The sequence below is a fragment of the Methanococcoides alaskense genome (genome assembly GCF_027594145.1).
Classification (GTDB): domain Archaea; phylum Halobacteriota; class Methanosarcinia; order Methanosarcinales; family Methanosarcinaceae; genus Methanococcoides; species Methanococcoides alaskense.
Genome location: NZ_JAQFFK010000005.1, coordinates 108,198 through 125,414 on the forward strand (window position 1 = coordinate 108,198; position 17,217 = coordinate 125,414).

A 17,217-nucleotide genomic window follows, 5' to 3' on the forward strand; every position below is an offset into this window, starting at 1 on the left:
TCCGATGCTATCATATATGTCCTGATACATCAAATCTCGTATGGAATCCTTGCTTTTATTTGTTCTCACGATCATCTTCATCAGTGTCCTTACCATTCGGTATCATATCACTCCGTTCTTGACCCTTATAGCAGCAGCTTTCCTTTTTGGGACTTTCAGCGGAATGGACTGGCTCATACAGTATGTGACAGGTGGAGCAGGACGTATCTTTTCACTTCTGGGTATCCCCATCTATTGTGGTGCGGTCATTGCACAGTTATTAAGGCATGGTCATTTTATAGAAAAGATAGTCGAGGATGTAAAACGCACCATTAAGGCTCCTGACCTGGCAGCCGGAGTTGTCGGTTATCTTCTTTCCATTCCTTTGATGTGCTGTCTTACTAGTTATGTCGTAATGCTCCCGCTTATTGAACAGATGGAAAAGGAACAGTCTTCAGGTGGAAGACTGTTCTACATGGCAGCATTTGGAAGTGTGCTTTCCTTTGTGCTTATATTGCCATTACCGGTCGTTTATAGCATGACAACGGCATTCGGAGTTTCCAATTCGGATACTTTCAGTATCAATTTCATCACTGTGCCCCTTTCCCTGTTCCTCCTGGGTACAGGCTATGTGGTCACAAAAAGACTTTCAGGGTTTTCTCAACATCCTCTTCCGGAACTTTCGGGTCTGGTGGAGCCTGCTATGCTCGCATTACCACGGTGGAAGGTCTGGTTGCCTATAGCATTACCAATAATCCTGATATCTATTGGTTATCTGTTCTCCCCGCTTTCAATTATCAGCGATGTCAATATCGCTCTTGTGATATCCGTGTTCGTTTCCCTGATGCTTGTTGATGAAAAGCCTCGCAAGATCGCACTTGAGAAAGGAACGAAGAATGCAGGGATCATTCTCTTTGATCTGTGCGGTGCAGGAGCACTTGGTTTTGTGATAGCTGCCAGTAGTTTTCCGGATGATGTTTTTACTCTTATCAATGGTGTGTTCCCTGTTGTTGTAGTTCCCTTCGTTCTGGCGGTCCTGATCCAAACGGCACAGGGTTCACGTATAGTTACAGCGGTCATAACGTCCACCATCGTTGCAGGAACTGATATCGTCACATCTGTTCCGACAGTTCCGCTTATCCTTATGATAAGTGCTGGCACTTTGATAGTTTCCTATGTCAGTGACCCATATTTCTGGCTGATACAGCGTTCCACAGGTGACCGCATACCAACCGTTGTACGCAGGTTCACGCTTCCTCTTGCAGGTGCAGGCTTCCTTATATTTTGCTGTGCTATGATATTGTTCATGTTCGCATGAGTTTAAGGATAACTATAAATTCCTATGAATTCCAACAATGATACATGCTTTCGGAAAGAATAGTGGTCACTAAAGATGATATTGTAAAACTGAACGTTGATGCCATTGTGAACGCTGCCAATAATTCTCTTCTTGGCGGCGGTGGGGTTGATGGTGCTATACATAAGGCTGCAGGACCACAACTTCTTGAGGAATGCAGATTTCTCGATGGATGTCTGACAGGTGAGGCTAAAATAACCTCAGGCTATCGTCTTCCTGAAAAATATGTCATCCACACGGTAGGTCCGATATGGAAAGAAGGCGCTTCAGGTGAGGACAACAAGTTGGCTAAATGTTACCGTAACTCTCTGAAGGTCGCTGTAAATAACGGTGTAAGAACGATAGCTTTTCCCTCTATAAGTACAGGTGCGTATGGTTTTCCTGTGGAGAAGGCGGCGAAAATAGCCATGCGTGAGATAACTGGCTTTCTTGAGAAGAATGGGACCATTGAGAAGGTATTTGTTGTTTGTTTTAATGAGGATGCTTTCAGGAGCTATTCGGATGCTCTTGAGGAAGTTTTGGGGAGTTGATTTATCTCACATTTAATTACAAAGGGATATTTACCATGTGGTTTTCATCCCTCTCCCATTTGTTTTTGAATATTTTTATTGTTCTAAGAAAACAGTTGAATTTGACATGCTTACAACAGTGGCATTATATCATTAATTCGATAAAAAATGAAATAAAAGATGTGAGCGATCTCATATCAAATATAAGATTCTATGCTGCAAGATAAGCTAAGATCAAACTCTTAAAAATGGTGGATCAAAGGATCACTCCAACATTTCCTCGTTCTCTTCTGCCCAAGAAGGCTGGTTTATAGCCAAGAACTCAAGGTCAACAGTCCCGGTGTTCTCCGTATGCTGCTTTGAATTCGCAGGTATGTGAACAAGCTTCTCTTTGCTCAGCTCAAATGGCACATCCTCTATGTAGAGCAAACCTTCACCTTCAAGAACATAATAGACCTCCGGGTTCTTCACCATGTGAGGTTCAATGGACTTGCCGGGCTTGATTATTACGTGTGCAATGCTGTAATTAACGTCCAGATCATCTGTAATTCATGTGATCAGAGCATCATCGGATTGGTAATTAATTTGCTGTTATACGATAATGAACTCTGCAAAAAACCTATCAAAATCAACAGATATAGGCTGTTATTTGGATTATATTTCAACATCATGTGACACATCCCATAATCTTTTCAAATTGAATTCTTATCCGAATATTGAGAATTTCTACAGAGCTCAACTTTGAAACATTAATTAAGGGATTTATGCAAAAAATTCTGGAAATAATGTCATTGGGGGATAGTACAATCCCCTCAATTAGTTGTTGTAGGCATCATATATTTGCCATAACCAGATTATAGGGGCAAGTACAAAGCCTATTACAATAAATGTCAATAGTCCGCTGATACCCAGTGCTACCCATATACCTATAGCCTTGAATATTTCTCCCTTTATGATCTGCCCTAAGCCTGGTACAAAAAATGATAGTAATGCTGGAACTCCGTGTTTTCCATTTTCGCTTATATTAATCACCTTTATTATATTTAAAAAGTTGTGCAACAATATCATTCATTGTTATAAATATCTGTTGTTTGTTATGATAGCTTTTTATTACCATTTCTGAGTTGTAGGATAATGGGCTCTGTAGAAATCCTCGATATTCGGACACTAATCCGATTTGAAAATATTATGGAATGTGTGACATGATGTTGGAATATAATCCCAATTCCAGGCTATATCTGTTGATTTGGATAGGTTTTCTACAGAGCCGGATAATGATCAACTATTTAGCCGATATTAAGTTTTATCAGCTTTTCTAAAAATAAAAAAAGAAAAGTGGGGATTATTTCTTCTCTTTGGCATATGCCACAAGTGCATCTTTGATTCCCCACTTGAAAGCTACTACAACAGCTAATCCCCATGCCAGTGGTCCTATCAGCAGATAGAAGATACTTGTATCGATCAGCATTGTATCAAGTGCAAGTAATACTAGTACCAGTGCAAGGAATCCCTTGAGTAATGGAATCCAAACATTACTTCCCTCTACATCCATTCCTTCCATTATACCTTTTAGGTAATCTGTAAGGAGGTCAAGTACCAATAGTCCAACTATCAGTATGAGAACACCTGCAAATAAACTGGGTATGTAATTGAGTATAGATGCCAGGAAATTAGATACAACATCCAATCCAAGAATATTAGAAGCTGCCAGAATGAAGATCAAGTACCCAAAGGCTTTTATAATACCTGCAATTATTCCCGAAATTTTCAAATTTGCTGCTTCAAGACCTTTTCCGATGCCGCTGCTTCCGATCTTTTCATCAATACCTGATGCTATCAAGATCGTTTTTACCAGTCCTGCCAGGAAATCAACGATAAGCAATCCAATTATAAGAATTACCGCTGCCGATATTACAAGAGGCAAGAATAATATGATCTGGGCGAGGAAATCTGCCACTATCTGTATCTTCAGTATGTCTATAATAATTACTGCAAATATGATGTAGATGAACCATTTGATTATGCTGTCAAACATTGCCACGGTGGTCGATCCAGTTCTTTTGATCATACTACCTAAGAATGTTTTATCAATGAGGTCCTCCAGACCTATCTTATCAAGGACCTTTGCTCCGACCTTTCCAAGTATTTTCCCGACAATCAATGCTACTATCATCAATATTATGACAGCGACAAGTGTCGGAATAAATGCAATGAATTGATCTACCATTCCAAATATACTTCCCAGTATAGGTGATTCTACCATTATATATTCCCCCATATAATTATTTATTTATTTTATTTATTTTGTAGAAGAAATGTTCTAAAACCAAATATCTCTCCTACACCACTCCTCATTTAAATTTAGTATGTTTGTATTTAAGGCTTCTGCCTAAAATATTTCGTATAGTGATTTAAAACAAAATATATTAAAAATAGGCTAAATCTCTTGAGTTAAAAGCTGGTCTTTCTATTTCTGTAGAATTTCTTATCAGATCAAAAGGTGAAGTTTGCATAACTTGTACTTTAACAAAGAAATGGTGTCATAATTAGAATATAAGTTTTTTACAGGATCATTTTCTTCCATTTCTTTTTGTGATCTATATGTAATGCGAGGCTGCTCGTTCTAAATCATCGATGTACTTTTATTTCCATTGATGTCTTTTTTTAGTCATTCAATTATATCATTTTACAAGAAAAAATTCGAAACATTAATGTATGGTACTTGTTAACAGATATCAACATCAGTGTGTGTTATATGGTAGCATATATCAGGCAAAAAATGGCAAGTGATAATTATGTTAGGAATTGATGATCCTCAAATCTGGTTGGCATACATACTGTGCATTGTTAGTGCATTGGGTTGTATGGTGTATGGTCTTTTAAGGTGGAACGAAGAAGAAAGTGAGGAGTGGTGATAAGTGGCGGTAAATACTTCAACGCTTGGTATCTTCATTCTTGTATATCTTCTTGCAGTCTTCTATTGTGGCTGGTTGGCTTACAAAAGGACGAAGGATGTAGATGACTACATGCTTGCCGGACGGAACGTAAATCCTTATATTCTTGCTCTTTCTTATGGTGCTGCTTTCATCAGTACAGCAGCTATCATCGGTTTTGGAGGAGTGACGGGAACACTTGGTCTTGGAACTCTCTGGCTTGTGTTCATGAATATCTTTGTGGGTATCTTTATAGCGTTCGTGGTATTTGGTGCAAGGACCAGAAGGATAGGTTTGAACCTTGGCGCTGTAACTTTCCCTGAACTTCTCGGAAGGCGTTTCCAGTCTCGTTTCATTCAAGGTTATTCCGGTGCTCTCATTGCCCTTTTTATGCCTCTCTATGCAGGTATCGTCCTTATTGGCGGTGCAAGGTTCATGGAAACCGCACTTTCAATAGATTACAATATTGCAGTACTTATCCTGATAGTCATCGTAGCAGCTTATGTTATTACAGGTGGTCTGCTTGCTGTCATGTACACAGATGCACTTCAGGGAACTTTGATGCTTGTTGGAATGGCAATTCTTCTGGTACTGACCTATTCTAAGCTCGGTGGTGTCGTAGAAGCTCATCAGGCACTTACGAACCTTGCTCCAATGGTTCCTGAATCTCTTGCAGCAGGTGGTCATCAGGGCTGGACCGCAATGCCGGTATTTGGTTCTCCTATCTGGTGGACAATGGTCTCAACCATCATTCTTGGTGTTGGCATTGGTGTATTGGCACAGCCACAACTTGCTGTCAGGTTCATGACAGTCGATAGTAAGAAATCTCTTAATAGAGCAGTTTTCGCAGGCGGTCCGTTCATTCTTATGATGGCAGGCGTAGCATACATTGTAGGTGGTCTTTCAAACGTCCATTTCTTCAATAAGGTGGAAATGATCTCCATCGATGTTGCAAAAGGGAATCTGGACGTTATCATGCCTGAATACATTAACAGCGCAATGCCTGAATTGTTCGTTATCTTTTTCATGATAACTTTACTTGCAGCGGCGATGTCCACATTAAGCTCACAATTTCACACAATGGGAACAGCTATAGGACATGATTTTTACCGTGAGTTCCTCATGAAAGGGAATGCAGGTAATACTATTACTGTTACCAAATTAGGTATCATTGTGACCATTATATTCAGTGTCATACTTGCATACATTCTACCTATCAGCATAATTGCAAGGGCAACCGCTATCTTCTTCGGACTTTGTGCAGCAGCTTTCCTGCCTATGTATATGGGTGCATTGTTCTGGAAAAGAATGACAAAAGAAGGCGCAATCGCGAGTTTGATCATAGGCACTTTCAGCAGCCTGTTCTGGCTGACATTCGTGCATGTAAAGGAAGCAGCACCTCTTGGCATCTGCAAGGCTCTTTTTGGAACCGATACTTTACTTACAGGTACCTGGACAGTCGTTGACCCAATTCTTATTGCCGTTCCTCTTGCAATGGTAGCTGCAGTGAGTGTAAGTCTTTTGACAAAACAGCCATCAAAGGAACACCTTGATGCGTGTTATGGAAAGAAGTTCTGATCTAAGTCCATTTAAATATACGATCTTGGGCAGCATTTGGCTGCCTCTTTCTTTGTACCTTTTTCAAATGATAGGCACCCTTATTCATCCTAAAATGATATATATACCATTAGTTCATATGTCCCAGTAGTCACTGGTTATGAGAACCAAGCAATCAATGGAAATATATGTCTACCTACAGGCGAATTAGGTCGTGGATAAAGTGTCGCTATTGCTCGAAACATGTAAAGCCGAATCGAGATAGGAACGAAGACATAGTAGGGCAGGGACTGCCCCATTTCAAGCTCGTGGTGATTCCAGTAGGTAATCAATGAAACAAGAAGTCACTCATTTTAATGGGTGGCAGTTCACATATTTCCGATGATCAACATTATCCAGCTATTGTATGAGGAATAACAGATGCCTGTAATGAGTCTTATTGGATGCCGGATGTTCGAAGATGAGATCGTCCATCTGGTGGAGAACGATCCGTTTATAGATGAGCTTATTGTGGTGGAGAACAAGGATTGTTCCCGTCTGGTGGAAAAGCTTGATGGTGTCGGAATGTCCTACAAACTTGTTCCTGCAACATCCCTGAACTCTGCTTACAAGGGCAATTGTGCGGACAAATACTGCTTTATCATCAATATCCTTGAGTTCGCTCTGCATGCTATACCTCAAAACCTTAAATCTGAGGTATATAAAGCAGTTGAGGACATGGCCGACTTTTCGGATGGTGTCCTGTTGTTCTACGGGCTTTGTGGAAATGTTCTTGGCAAGATCGAGGAAGATCTTGGTGATCTGGATTGCAGGATCTATATCCTTAAGGAAGAGAATGGCGAGATCGTTGATGATTGCATTGGAGCTGTACTTGGTGGCAGGGATGCATATCTTGAACAACTTAAGAGTTTCAAGGGTGTAGGTACGTTCTTCCTTACTCCTATGTGGGCAGCCAATTGGGGAGATATGCTCGTTGCCGGAGGTTTTGGTAAAGACCCTACTGATGTTAAAACCTCAAAGTGGGTTTTCGATTCTATTGGCTACAAAAAAGTTGCGAAATTGAATACCGGTCTGCATTACGAAAAGGAGTTCGATAATATCGTCAAGGAATTTGCTGATATATTCGAGTTCGATATTCTGAACATTGAAGGTACCCTTGACCTTGTGGAGAGATGTTATCGTGATTTCAGGGATGAAATTCTTGAAGGCCATCATGAAAAGCTCGATTGAGCATTCTTCTTTTGCATACTGTTATTAAGGATATTGTCAATGATTAAAGCAAAATTAAGCTATGTATAACTATGGTGATATTTCTTGACACGAGTACTTGCTACGGGAACTTTTGATCTTCTGCATCCGGGACATGTTTTTTTCTTGACACAGGCACGTAGTTTAGGCGATGAGCTTTATGTCCTTGTTGCAAGGGATTCCATGATAAAGCACAAGGCACGACCTATTGTTCCTGAAGGACAGCGACTTGAGATGATAAGTGCTTTCGGGGTCGTGGACAAAGCACTTCTTGGAAGTGAGAGTGATATCTTTGAGCCTTTAAAAGAGATAGACCCTGATATCATCGTTCTGGGACATGACCAGTTCTTCGATACCGGTGAGCTTCAAAAAAGTCTGGGTGAGAGGGGCTTTAAAGCAAAGGTAGTACGTGTCGATGATGCGATGAAATGTGAACTTTGTAGTAGTGGAAGAATTATTAAAAGAGTACTTGAAAGGTACGGACAGAATGAGGAATGAAAGCTCTCTCAAAAACCGTCTGAAAAAAAGTAGAAAAGAACAAGATGTGAGATTTAGAGGAGTGTTTCCTCTATCCTCTGAAGTGCCTGTTTTATCCTTTCCTGTGATGTTGCGTAGGATATTCTTACGAAATCCTTTCCACTGACTCCGAATGCTGAGCCAGGTGTTACGGCTACGCGTGCTTCCTGAAGCAGTTTTTCAGCTACTGTATCGCCGTTGCCAAATTCACTTACATCGGCAAATGCATAGAAAGCTCCGTCCGGTCTTTTGCATTTGATGCCAATGGAGTTCAGTCCATCGATGAGGATATCACGTCTTGCTTTGAACTCTTTGAGCATGTCATTGACAGGTTCTTGTGGACCTTCAAGGGCAGCAACACCACCGAATTGTGCGAAAGTGGCCGCACTGCTTACGGAGTGTGAGTGTATCTTCCTGAACCCTTTCATGAGCTCAGGTATTGCTGTTAAGTAACCTAGTCTCCAACCTGTCATTGCGTATGCTTTTGAGAATCCGTTGACCGTTATGGTACGTTCATGCATGCCGTCAAGTGAACCCATGCTGATATGCTTTTTGTCGTAGATGATCTTCTCATATATCTCATCCGATAACACCAGAAGATCGTGGTCTATGGCAAGGTCTGCAATGGTCTTGAGCTTTTCCTTGTCAAATACTCCACCTGTGGGGTTGCATGGTGAGTTCACTACGATGAGCTTTGTCTTGTTCGTGATGAGCTCCTCGATTCCGTATGGCATGAAACCGTTCTTGGGGTCAGTTGGTGCCCATACGGGGTTTGCACCTGCGAGTTTGATGCAGGGGCTGTAGGATACCCATGACGGGTCCGAAAGGATAGCTTCATCGTTATCATCGAGAACTGACATCATGATCTCGAAGATAGCCTGTTTTGCACCGGGTGTGACGAGCACGTCATCGGAGGTTACTTCCAGTTTGTTCTCTGTCTGCAACTTGTTTGCGATGGCTTCCCTCAGTTCAGGTATCCCTGTGGAAGGTGCGTAATGAGTTTCACCGCGGTACATGGCATCTGCTGCTGCTTTACATATGTGGTCAGGTGTGTTGAAATCAGGCTCGCCGAGGCTGAAGCTGATGACGTCGATACCTTCGCTTTTCATCTTGTTCGCAGCATTGGCGATTTTAATCGTTGCCGATTCTTCAACACGTTCAAGTCTGGAGGATGGCATTTCAGATCACTCTTTAAAGATTCGTCTTTAACTCAAGTATAGCTCAAATATCACAGACGCTGGACCAGTTTCACCGCAGCTTCAACGGCACGTTTTGCATAATCTACACGCTGATGTGCTTCCATACGTGTCATTCCCGGTCCTGCTATTCCAAGTGTCACCGGCTTGTCGTATTCAAGTGAAAGGTCTATTATCTTCCTTGCTGCTTGCTGTACGACTATCTCATCATGTTTGGTGGCACCTTCGATAACGATCCCAATGGTTATCACAGCATCAATATCATCCTTCAAACAAAGCTTCTTGATAGCAAGAGGCATATCATAAACGCCAGGAACAAGGATAGTTTCTGTAACTTCTGCACCAAGGAACTTTGCATGTTCAATTCCCATAAGTTCCATCTGGTAAGTCAGGTCTCTGTTAAATTCAGCTACTACAAATCCCAATCTAATAGTTTCACTATCACTCAAAGCATTTAACTCCTTTATAATGACTAAATTCTCTCATTTATTAAACATCAATCTTGCATATAAATATACGTATAGGCTATTATAACATCAAAATCTTATTATTTAAGATTATCATACACAACGATAAATAGGAATAATTTTAAGTAACAGTTGATGCTATCAAATGTTGTTATCCTGCTCATAGGTCTGATACTGCTGGTCAAGGGCTCGGATATTTTTGTCAGTTCAGCATCTTCCATTGCAAAAAAGCTCGGAGTTTCAGAGTTCATCATTGGCTTGACACTTGTTGCTATTGGAACTTCTATACCTGAACTTGCTTCTTCTATGGCTGCGTCACTTTCACATTCAAGTGGTATCGTGATAGGCAATGTTGTAGGTTCAAATATTGCAAACATAGCTCTTATAGTTGGATGTGCTGCGATCATCTCGGAGGTGAAGACCCATTCACAGATGATACAAAGGGATGGTTACATCATGCTTTTTGCATTCATTCTCTTCTTAGTTCTTGCATTTGATCTGCAACTATCAAGAACTGAAGCATCCATTCTTATCCTTCTCTATGTAGCTTATATTTTCTTTTTGTTCGAAGAGACATCAAAATACGAAGGTAAATCCTACTTTAAGGAGTTTATAACTTATTTCGTCAAATTCAAATATGTAAAGACCATGAACCAGCGTATACGAACAGGGATCAATAACCACAACTCCGGTGAAGAACAAGAAAATAAAAAGGAACATAGTGATCTCTACAAAGATCTCTTTATCATTGCCTTTAGTGGAATTGCAGTGATGTTGGGTGCGAAATACTTTGTTGAGCAAGCAATATTCTTTGCGCAGCTCTTTCAGGTCCCTGACACTTTCATCGGTATCACACTGGTTGCAGTCGGTACCTCCCTTCCCGAACTAATGGTGACAATATCTGCTTCACGTAAAGGCTATGGGAGCATTGCAATTGGGAATGTCATCGGTTCCAACATAACGAATATCCTTCTGGTACTGGGGATCTCTGCATTCGTGTTCCCTCTTGAAATAACAGGATTAAGCATCATGTTCACGATACCGTTCATGATCATGATCAGTGTTGTTCTGTTATGGTTCATCCACACTCACTGGGAGATCAGGAAAATAGAAGGAATGGCATTGCTCTTGCTGTATTTGATCTTCCTGATATTGTTGTTCAGTTTCGGGCTAGCTATCTGAGCATTCCTCCTCAATTAACTTTTCAATTATTGGTCGATCGGTCAAATTACAGTATATATTGACCTGCTCACCATTTCAGGAAAGTCTTTGCAAGCAATGACCCCTTTCTGATGTAATATTTCCTTATCTCATCCTGCACGAACAGCAATATTGCAAAAGGCATTGCAAGTACAAGATATTCCATTGAGAACGGTGCTGTTCCAAATATCTTGTTCGCAAATGGATGGAACATTATCATGGAAAGTATCACTAATTCGCTCACTACCGCCAGTAGTATCATTTTATTCGTGAACATATTCCTGGATAGTGCAGACTCAATTCTTGTACGGGATACGAGCAAATTTGCTATCTGGCAGACTATGACCGCAGCAAAAAACGCCATAATGGCCTGTCTGTAGAGAAGATCATTGCTTAGCAAGGCCTGTCCCCAGGTCCAGCCCCCATCCAGAAGTACTGCAAAATAACAGGTAAAGCCTGCCAGGGCTTCGATGGGTCCTTTCATTCCATAGGATGTCAAAAGTACCTGTGGTGTCAGGAGCCTTTCATATTTTGAGCGGGGAGGACGCTTCATTATGTCCCCTTCCCCCTTCTCAACAGCCAGTGCCAGTGCCGGAAGTATATCTGTACCAAGGTCGATGGCAAGGATCAACTGCACGTTCATGGGCAGGGGTATCGAAAGGAGGACAAATGCAATGAATGGCAGTATTTCCGGAATGTTGCTTGTAAGGATGTAGGCAATGAACTTCTTGATGTTATCGAAGACTGTCCTTCCTTCTTCCACCGCATTGACGATAGTGGCGAAATTATCATCAAGAAGTATCATGTCAGCAGATTCTCTTGCAACATCCGTACCGCTTCCCATGGCGACACCCATGTCTGCGTTCTTTATTGCAGGAGCATCATTTACACCATCCCCGGTCATGGTCACTATCTCTCCTCTTGACTGAAACGCCTGTACTATCTTCAATTTCTGGACCGGGGATGTTCGTGCGAATATAATATACGGAGCCTTCAGTTTTTTTGAAAGTTCATCAATTGATAATTTGTCCAGCTCAGCACCTGTGATCATCACCGGCTCATGGCCATTGCTACTAAAACCAACGTTCTTTGCAATGGAAAGGGCAGTTACCGGATGATCTCCTGTTATCATCACTACTTTAATTCCCGCCTGATGACATTTGTGAATAGCATCTTTGACCTCAGGTCTGTGAGGATCTACCGCACCGGCAAAACCGATAAATGTAAAACCTGTGTCGTATTCGATCTCCTCATCTGCCCTGCGATATGCAAGAGCAAGCACACGTTCACCTCTTCCAGCGATCTTCAAATGCATATCAAGGAGCTTGTTCCGGTCATCTTCGGTAATAGGTACTTCGTCCCCGTCCATCAGGATATGGTCGCACATTTTAATAACAACTTCAGTTGCGCCTTTCAGGTAGGATTCCTGTTCACCCGGATAAGTATGGTAAATTACCTGCATTCTTTCTTTCAGGGAGTCGAACGAATACTCCTTCAAGCGAGTATTATTTTCCCGCATCAGATCAATATCAGCAAATTTGGATGCGTACATCAACAACGCACCTTCAGTGGGGTCTCCCTTATATCTCGAAGGTCCTTCAACGAGCCTTGAATTATTGCAAAGTACTGCTACTTTCATTAGAATGTCTGGTGGAACTTCCCCGTTGCTCACATCAATTTGCTCAAAGCCCAGGGTCATTGAATGTATGGCCATCTTATTCTGGGTCAGTGTTCCGGTCTTATCCGTACAAATGACCGTGGTCGATCCAAGGGTTTCCACAGATTCGAGCCGTTTGATAAGTGCATTCCGCTTTGCCATTCTTTTTGAAGCCAGACTTAAGGACAGGGTCACAGTCGGAAGCAATCCTTCAGGGACATTGGCAACTATGATACCTATTGCAAAAATGAGATTTAACAGGAACAGATCCTGTGTCACAAAGCCGATTGTAAAGAATGATATTCCGAGAAATATTGCAATTATTGAGATGATCCTGATGAAATTATTGAGCTCTTTGCGAAGGGGTGTTTCAACTGATGTTGTCTGTTCCGTCAGGGTTGCAAGCTTTCCCATCTGTGTATTGTGCCCAGTTCCATAAACAACGGCTTTTCCGTTCCCTGTCAATACAAGCGTTCCTGAGAAGACCATATTCCTGCATTCGAGTATATTTGGATGGGTGCATTCAAGGGAGCGTAACTGTGGCTCAGCCTCCCCCGTCAATGACGAATTGTCCACTTTCAAAGTGTTCTCTTCAATGAGCCGGCCATCGGCAGGGACCTTGTCTCCTTCTTCAATGAATATGACATCCCCGACAACTAGTTCGGGTGCCAATATTTCCTTTATCTCTCCATCTCTCAGGACCTTGGCAACAGGGGGTATAAGTTGGCGAAAACTCGCCATTATCTGTTCTGCCTGATATTCCTGTATAAAGGTGAACGTGGCATTGAGAATGACAACTCCAAAAAGCGCAATGGCGATGTACAAGTTGCCTTTTCCAGGGTCAAGCAGTTCTGCTGCATAGGAAAGCGAAGCCCCTGCAATAAGCAGGACCGAGAAAAAATTGTTGAATTGCTTAAAGTACTTTTTGAGAACTGATTCGCTCCCTATATTCTCAAAAATATTCCTTCCACAGATCTCCAGCCTTTTTAAGGCTCCACGTGTTGTTAATCCCTCGATGCCAGCATCGAACCTTTTGAGAAAATCTTCAAGAGAAATGCTATGCTCATCGCCTTTTGTCTCGCAATCAGGACCTTTATTGTTGAGTATAATGTTACCCCCGTACTCTCAACATATTTGTAGATATAACTGTAATAATAGGATATAGATTGTTCTATCTGAGCAAATTACAGGGTTAAAATATTCGGGGTATTTTTTAGAAAGAGGTAAGCTTCCAGCAGATCAGCTTTTCAATTTAAAACCGTAGTTGTTTTTATCATGAGCAATAAAACGAGTTCGGGCACAGCTCATGAATCATATTTATGGTATAGAAAAAGTGCAAGCCCATGAAACATATTTGAATATTTTCGGGTGGAATTGGTATCAGTTACTTGTGATCATAAATTTGTAAAGTAGAGGCTAATAAAAAGGCGATGAAGTAAAGAAGTTTCCGGTCTTACGGAAGGCTCCTTTACTTAGAAGAGGCTAGCATAAGATGAAAGTCTGAGGAAGGCCATCAGAGCAATTGATACTGTAAGGGTGGCAATGAATGCTCCGTTTCCATCAATTTTAAGTCCTCTATTTGTCCATTCAAGGATACTGTCTTCGTCATCCATTGTAGAACCTGCGTAGTATGTGTCCATTTCTTCTTTTCTCCTGGTTTTATGGGCAATGCGTATCTATCACGGTTAATCATTGCACACATCTATAACGATTAATCATTTATTAATGTTTCGGAGTAGAGCATTATTTGCAAGATTAAATGAGAGCCATTAAGCATATTGGAATGATCAACTACTCTGATCGGCCCACAGTCATTTCTGGTTCCCGGGATACTTAGCTATATAGTTCCTCATTCCCATCTTATAATTGGACCAAATTATTCTAACAACTGGGGGTTCCCTGGTATGAAGGTAAATATTATCTTGTTGCTCTCAAAGACCATTTGAACATGGTTTTTTCAATTGATGGTCTGTCAGAAAAAGAGAAATAACTTTTTGACGGCACAGGAAAAACAATGAAGCATATAAAGGTATTTCCCTGAAAGAGATAGATGAAGAAGAGATCGTTAGGTTGCTTAAAGTAGTAAAGAAATAATGGACCAATATACTACTGATAATATCCCCTGATAAGCCCAATACCAGTATCTGTGATATCAGGCTCCTGCCTGACCTTAGGACAGCATCCTGTTGGCAAGCCAGGGGGATGTCGCTGTTACAATAAAGCACAAGTAACCAGATACGTCCTTCGAAGATATTGTAATCATATAGCAATTTATCCTAGGAGTGGCCTATGACAAAGTGTCCAAAGAGGAATTCAAAGCATATTGTCAGGCACAACCACATCAGTCCAACATAGATGAACTGTACAGATTTCCCCGAAATACCTGAATATTTCAGGAAAATATAGGTAACTGTAAATATGACCGCGCTGAAGATCACCGAACTTATCGGGTGGGCAAGAAGTTCACCAGTATATGGTGCATAAAGCCCTCTTGATATGCCATTTAATATAGCAGGTATTATGAAAAGCAACCAGAGCCCAAAGGAATACAAATAAAGTTTGGGAACCATATTAGTAATTTTGACCTTTACAGATAAAAAATTATTCTTCTATTTAAAATTAATATTGTAAGTTTCAAGCTTTAATTTAGGTTTTTTAGCCAGATCGTGTGTATATTTTGGTTTAGACTCTCCACAGAGCCAATATCTTTACAAAACCTAATATAGTGTTCCTGCTAATTCTATAGACGATTAATAAGTTCGGGGGTTAATGGTTGATCGAACGTAAGTGTATTATTATCGCTGGTGAAGAAGCTGGTCCGAAGTCCAATAAGATGGGCGGTATATGGAATGTTATTGATGCGGAAGTAAAGAATCTTGCTCAAATGCTTGAAGACGGTACCATCGAAGAGGAATCGGTTCCAAGGATCTTCGTTGTGGGTTCTTATTATGGGCATAGTGGTTCGGATTGGAACAAAGGTCTGAATCGTATCACAGACATGACTGAATTTGATGATTTTGTTCCCGATGAAGAACTTTCAATGATCATTGAAGAACTCAAGGTAAAAGGTATTGAACTTGTTGTTGGAGCCATACAGATCAAAGGGATAGAAATTGTTTACTTGATGTTCAAGACCAATGATTTTTGTAGAGTGGTCGTTGAATATAAAGGCGAACATATTTGTCTGGAAAATAAGATCAAGGCTGAAGCTTATGACCTCATTGGTCTCGATTCCCTATCTTTTGAGGATCTGGGGAACAGGACCGAATATACACATTATCTTAATCTTTCATATGCAATATCTGAATTTGTTCATACTCTAGTATCTCTCAGGGAAGAGACTGCCGGTGCCTATAAAGATAAACTGATATCCGAATTTGCCAGTTCTTTGATGCCTACATTGTATGTTTCACTGCACTGCCACGAGTTTGGGGTATTTTATGCAATTGCCAGACTCAAGAAGATAGGTGTTACTATCAATACAGTTGCAACATATCATGCAACTATTCCAGGAAGAGTTGCAGGACATCTTTCTATAAAGAAAATACGTGAAAATGATAGTTCATTGGGTGACGGGGCTCCAAAGAATATGGTAACTCTTGAGTCGTTGTCCTCATATGCAGATGTTGTAACTGCAGTAGGAGATTCTACAAAAAAAGAGATCAAATTGTTCTATGGCATTGATTCCATTGTTGTAAGGAATGGTATCGATCTTGAGATAGAGGACATCGATGAACTATTGGATAAAAAGTTAAAATGCCGTACTAAGATCCAGGAATTAACTGCCAGTAAACTTTATAATACGCATCACAGTGTAGAGCTATTGCCGGAAAAGATAATTCCTATATTCTCTATATCACGGATCGAAATTGAAAATAAAGGTTATCCTGACCTACTGGATTCACTTCTTCTTCTTGACAGGATGGTAAGGATCGAGATCGAAGCTGGTAGGCTTGATAATAACTACAGGGTCGTGTGTTTCATCATAACTGCTCATGGTCCAAAAACAAATCTGCCGGAAAATTTCCCGATCATGCTCAATGAAGATATACTGATCGGTGAAGAATTGCGGATCCAAAATATGATCGAGAACAGGGGACTTGAATGTTCCAAACTTCCAAATGGTGACAGGTATGTTTCTGCTATTCTTTACCCCCAGTGGTTGTCAGACCATGATGGCGGTTTCAACATGAATGTTGATGAATTCATGGCTGGCTGTATTGCCGGCATATTCCCTTCAAGATACGAGCCTTTTCTGTTGACTGGTCTTGAAGCTGGAAAGGAAGGAACTCCCAGCATTGTCAGCAAGGTTTGTGGATTCAGTGATGCGTTAAGCACTGCCAAGCGTCTGGTGATGGGTATGGGTGGGGTACTGGTGGTTGATAATATCGATCTTGCCTATCTTGAAACGATAGCAGATTATGCACTTACCCTGGATTACTTCATAGACACTTACACTGATGACAAAACAAAATACAACTTCCTCTGTCAGGAAGCAAATCTCCTTGCTAAGGAGATGAACTGGAAGGAGCCTACTAAGCAATACTACGAGATGCTTACAGGTACAAAATTAAAATAATATCTGTACATGTTAAAAA

The 17,217-nt window shown here is 41.0% G+C and carries 16 protein-coding genes; 8 read left to right on the forward strand and 8 right to left on the reverse strand.

The window, feature by feature from the left end:
* Positions 1 to 40: 40 nt before the first annotated feature.
* Positions 41 to 1,297, forward strand: a complete 1,257-nt coding sequence (locus PBV53_RS08890; RefSeq protein ID WP_270096828.1) for a GntP family permease — start codon at positions 41 to 43, stop codon at positions 1,295 to 1,297.
* 44 nt (positions 1,298 to 1,341) lie between these two features.
* The gene (locus PBV53_RS08895) at positions 1,342 to 1,866 is read left to right on the forward strand and encodes an O-acetyl-ADP-ribose deacetylase (RefSeq protein WP_270096829.1); all 525 of its coding nucleotides are present in this window, start codon (positions 1,342 to 1,344) and stop codon (positions 1,864 to 1,866) included.
* Positions 1,867 to 2,109: 243 nt separating this feature from the next.
* Here PBV53_RS08895 and PBV53_RS08900 read toward each other — a convergent pair whose 3' ends face one another.
* The 3 genes from PBV53_RS08900 to PBV53_RS08910 all read right to left on the reverse strand — a co-directional run bounded on the left by PBV53_RS08900 (position 2,110) and on the right by PBV53_RS08910 (position 4,108).
* The gene (locus PBV53_RS08900; protein ID WP_309740246.1) at positions 2,110 to 2,394 is read right to left on the reverse strand and encodes a cupin domain-containing protein; all 285 of its coding nucleotides are present in this window, start codon (positions 2,392 to 2,394) and stop codon (positions 2,110 to 2,112) included.
* Positions 2,395 to 2,661: 267 nt separating this feature from the next.
* Positions 2,662 to 2,913, reverse strand: coding sequence for a hypothetical protein (locus tag PBV53_RS08905; RefSeq protein WP_270096830.1), 252 nt, complete (start codon positions 2,911 to 2,913; stop codon positions 2,662 to 2,664).
* 274 nt (positions 2,914 to 3,187) lie between these two features.
* Complete coding sequence (locus PBV53_RS08910) at positions 3,188 to 4,108, reverse strand: mechanosensitive ion channel family protein (protein WP_270096831.1); 921 nt, start codon at positions 4,106 to 4,108, stop codon at positions 3,188 to 3,190.
* A gap of 532 nt (positions 4,109 to 4,640) precedes the next feature.
* Between PBV53_RS08910 and PBV53_RS09620 the strand changes: the two genes are divergently transcribed.
* From PBV53_RS09620 to PBV53_RS08925, 4 genes are all read left to right on the forward strand, one after another.
* The gene (locus PBV53_RS09620; RefSeq protein WP_333482269.1) at positions 4,641 to 4,760 is read left to right on the forward strand and encodes a symporter small accessory protein; all 120 of its coding nucleotides are present in this window, start codon (positions 4,641 to 4,643) and stop codon (positions 4,758 to 4,760) included.
* Between the two features lie 3 nt (positions 4,761 to 4,763).
* Complete coding sequence (locus PBV53_RS08915) at positions 4,764 to 6,356, forward strand: sodium:solute symporter family protein (RefSeq protein WP_270096832.1); 1,593 nt, start codon at positions 4,764 to 4,766, stop codon at positions 6,354 to 6,356.
* Between the two features lie 399 nt (positions 6,357 to 6,755).
* Positions 6,756 to 7,565 carry a DUF1638 domain-containing protein gene (locus tag PBV53_RS08920; protein WP_270096833.1) on the forward strand — a complete coding sequence of 270 codons (810 nt, stop codon included), beginning with the start codon at positions 6,756 to 6,758 and terminating at the stop codon, positions 7,563 to 7,565.
* A gap of 84 nt (positions 7,566 to 7,649) precedes the next feature.
* Complete coding sequence (locus PBV53_RS08925) at positions 7,650 to 8,081, forward strand: FAD synthase family protein (RefSeq protein WP_270096834.1); 432 nt, start codon at positions 7,650 to 7,652, stop codon at positions 8,079 to 8,081.
* A 53-nt stretch (positions 8,082 to 8,134) separates the two neighbouring features.
* Here PBV53_RS08925 and PBV53_RS08930 read toward each other — a convergent pair whose 3' ends face one another.
* Together PBV53_RS08930 and ribH are read right to left on the reverse strand one after the other, a co-directional pair.
* Positions 8,135 to 9,277: a pyridoxal phosphate-dependent aminotransferase gene (locus PBV53_RS08930; protein ID WP_270096835.1), complete on the reverse strand. Its 1,143-nt coding sequence runs from the start codon at positions 9,275 to 9,277 to the stop codon at positions 8,135 to 8,137.
* Between the two features lie 50 nt (positions 9,278 to 9,327).
* Complete coding sequence (gene ribH / locus PBV53_RS08935) at positions 9,328 to 9,744, reverse strand: 6,7-dimethyl-8-ribityllumazine synthase (protein ID WP_270096836.1); 417 nt, start codon at positions 9,742 to 9,744, stop codon at positions 9,328 to 9,330.
* Between the two features lie 153 nt (positions 9,745 to 9,897).
* On the opposite strand from ribH, the gene PBV53_RS08940 reads away from it, so the two are divergent.
* Entirely contained in the window at positions 9,898 to 10,944 is a 1,047-nt protein-coding gene (locus PBV53_RS08940) for a calcium/sodium antiporter (RefSeq protein ID WP_270096837.1), read from the forward strand.
* A 67-nt stretch (positions 10,945 to 11,011) separates the two neighbouring features.
* On the opposite strand, the gene PBV53_RS08945 is transcribed toward PBV53_RS08940, so the two are convergent.
* The 3 genes from PBV53_RS08945 to PBV53_RS08955 all read right to left on the reverse strand — a co-directional run bounded on the left by PBV53_RS08945 (position 11,012) and on the right by PBV53_RS08955 (position 15,189).
* A complete protein-coding gene (locus PBV53_RS08945; protein ID WP_438941553.1) occupies positions 11,012 to 13,726 on the reverse strand; it encodes a cation-translocating P-type ATPase in 2,715 nt (904 codons plus the stop codon).
* 365 nt (positions 13,727 to 14,091) lie between these two features.
* On the reverse strand, positions 14,092 to 14,259 hold the full coding sequence (locus PBV53_RS08950) for a hypothetical protein (protein WP_270096838.1): 168 nt from the start codon (positions 14,257 to 14,259) through the stop codon (positions 14,092 to 14,094).
* 636 nt (positions 14,260 to 14,895) lie between these two features.
* Positions 14,896 to 15,189: a hypothetical protein gene (locus PBV53_RS08955; RefSeq protein WP_270096839.1), complete on the reverse strand. Its 294-nt coding sequence runs from the start codon at positions 15,187 to 15,189 to the stop codon at positions 14,896 to 14,898.
* Between the two features lie 203 nt (positions 15,190 to 15,392).
* Here PBV53_RS08955 and PBV53_RS08960 point away from each other — a divergent pair, with 203 nt between their 5' ends.
* Positions 15,393 to 17,198: a glycosyltransferase gene (locus PBV53_RS08960; RefSeq protein WP_270096840.1), complete on the forward strand. Its 1,806-nt coding sequence runs from the start codon at positions 15,393 to 15,395 to the stop codon at positions 17,196 to 17,198.
* Positions 17,199 to 17,217 lie beyond the last annotated feature (19 nt).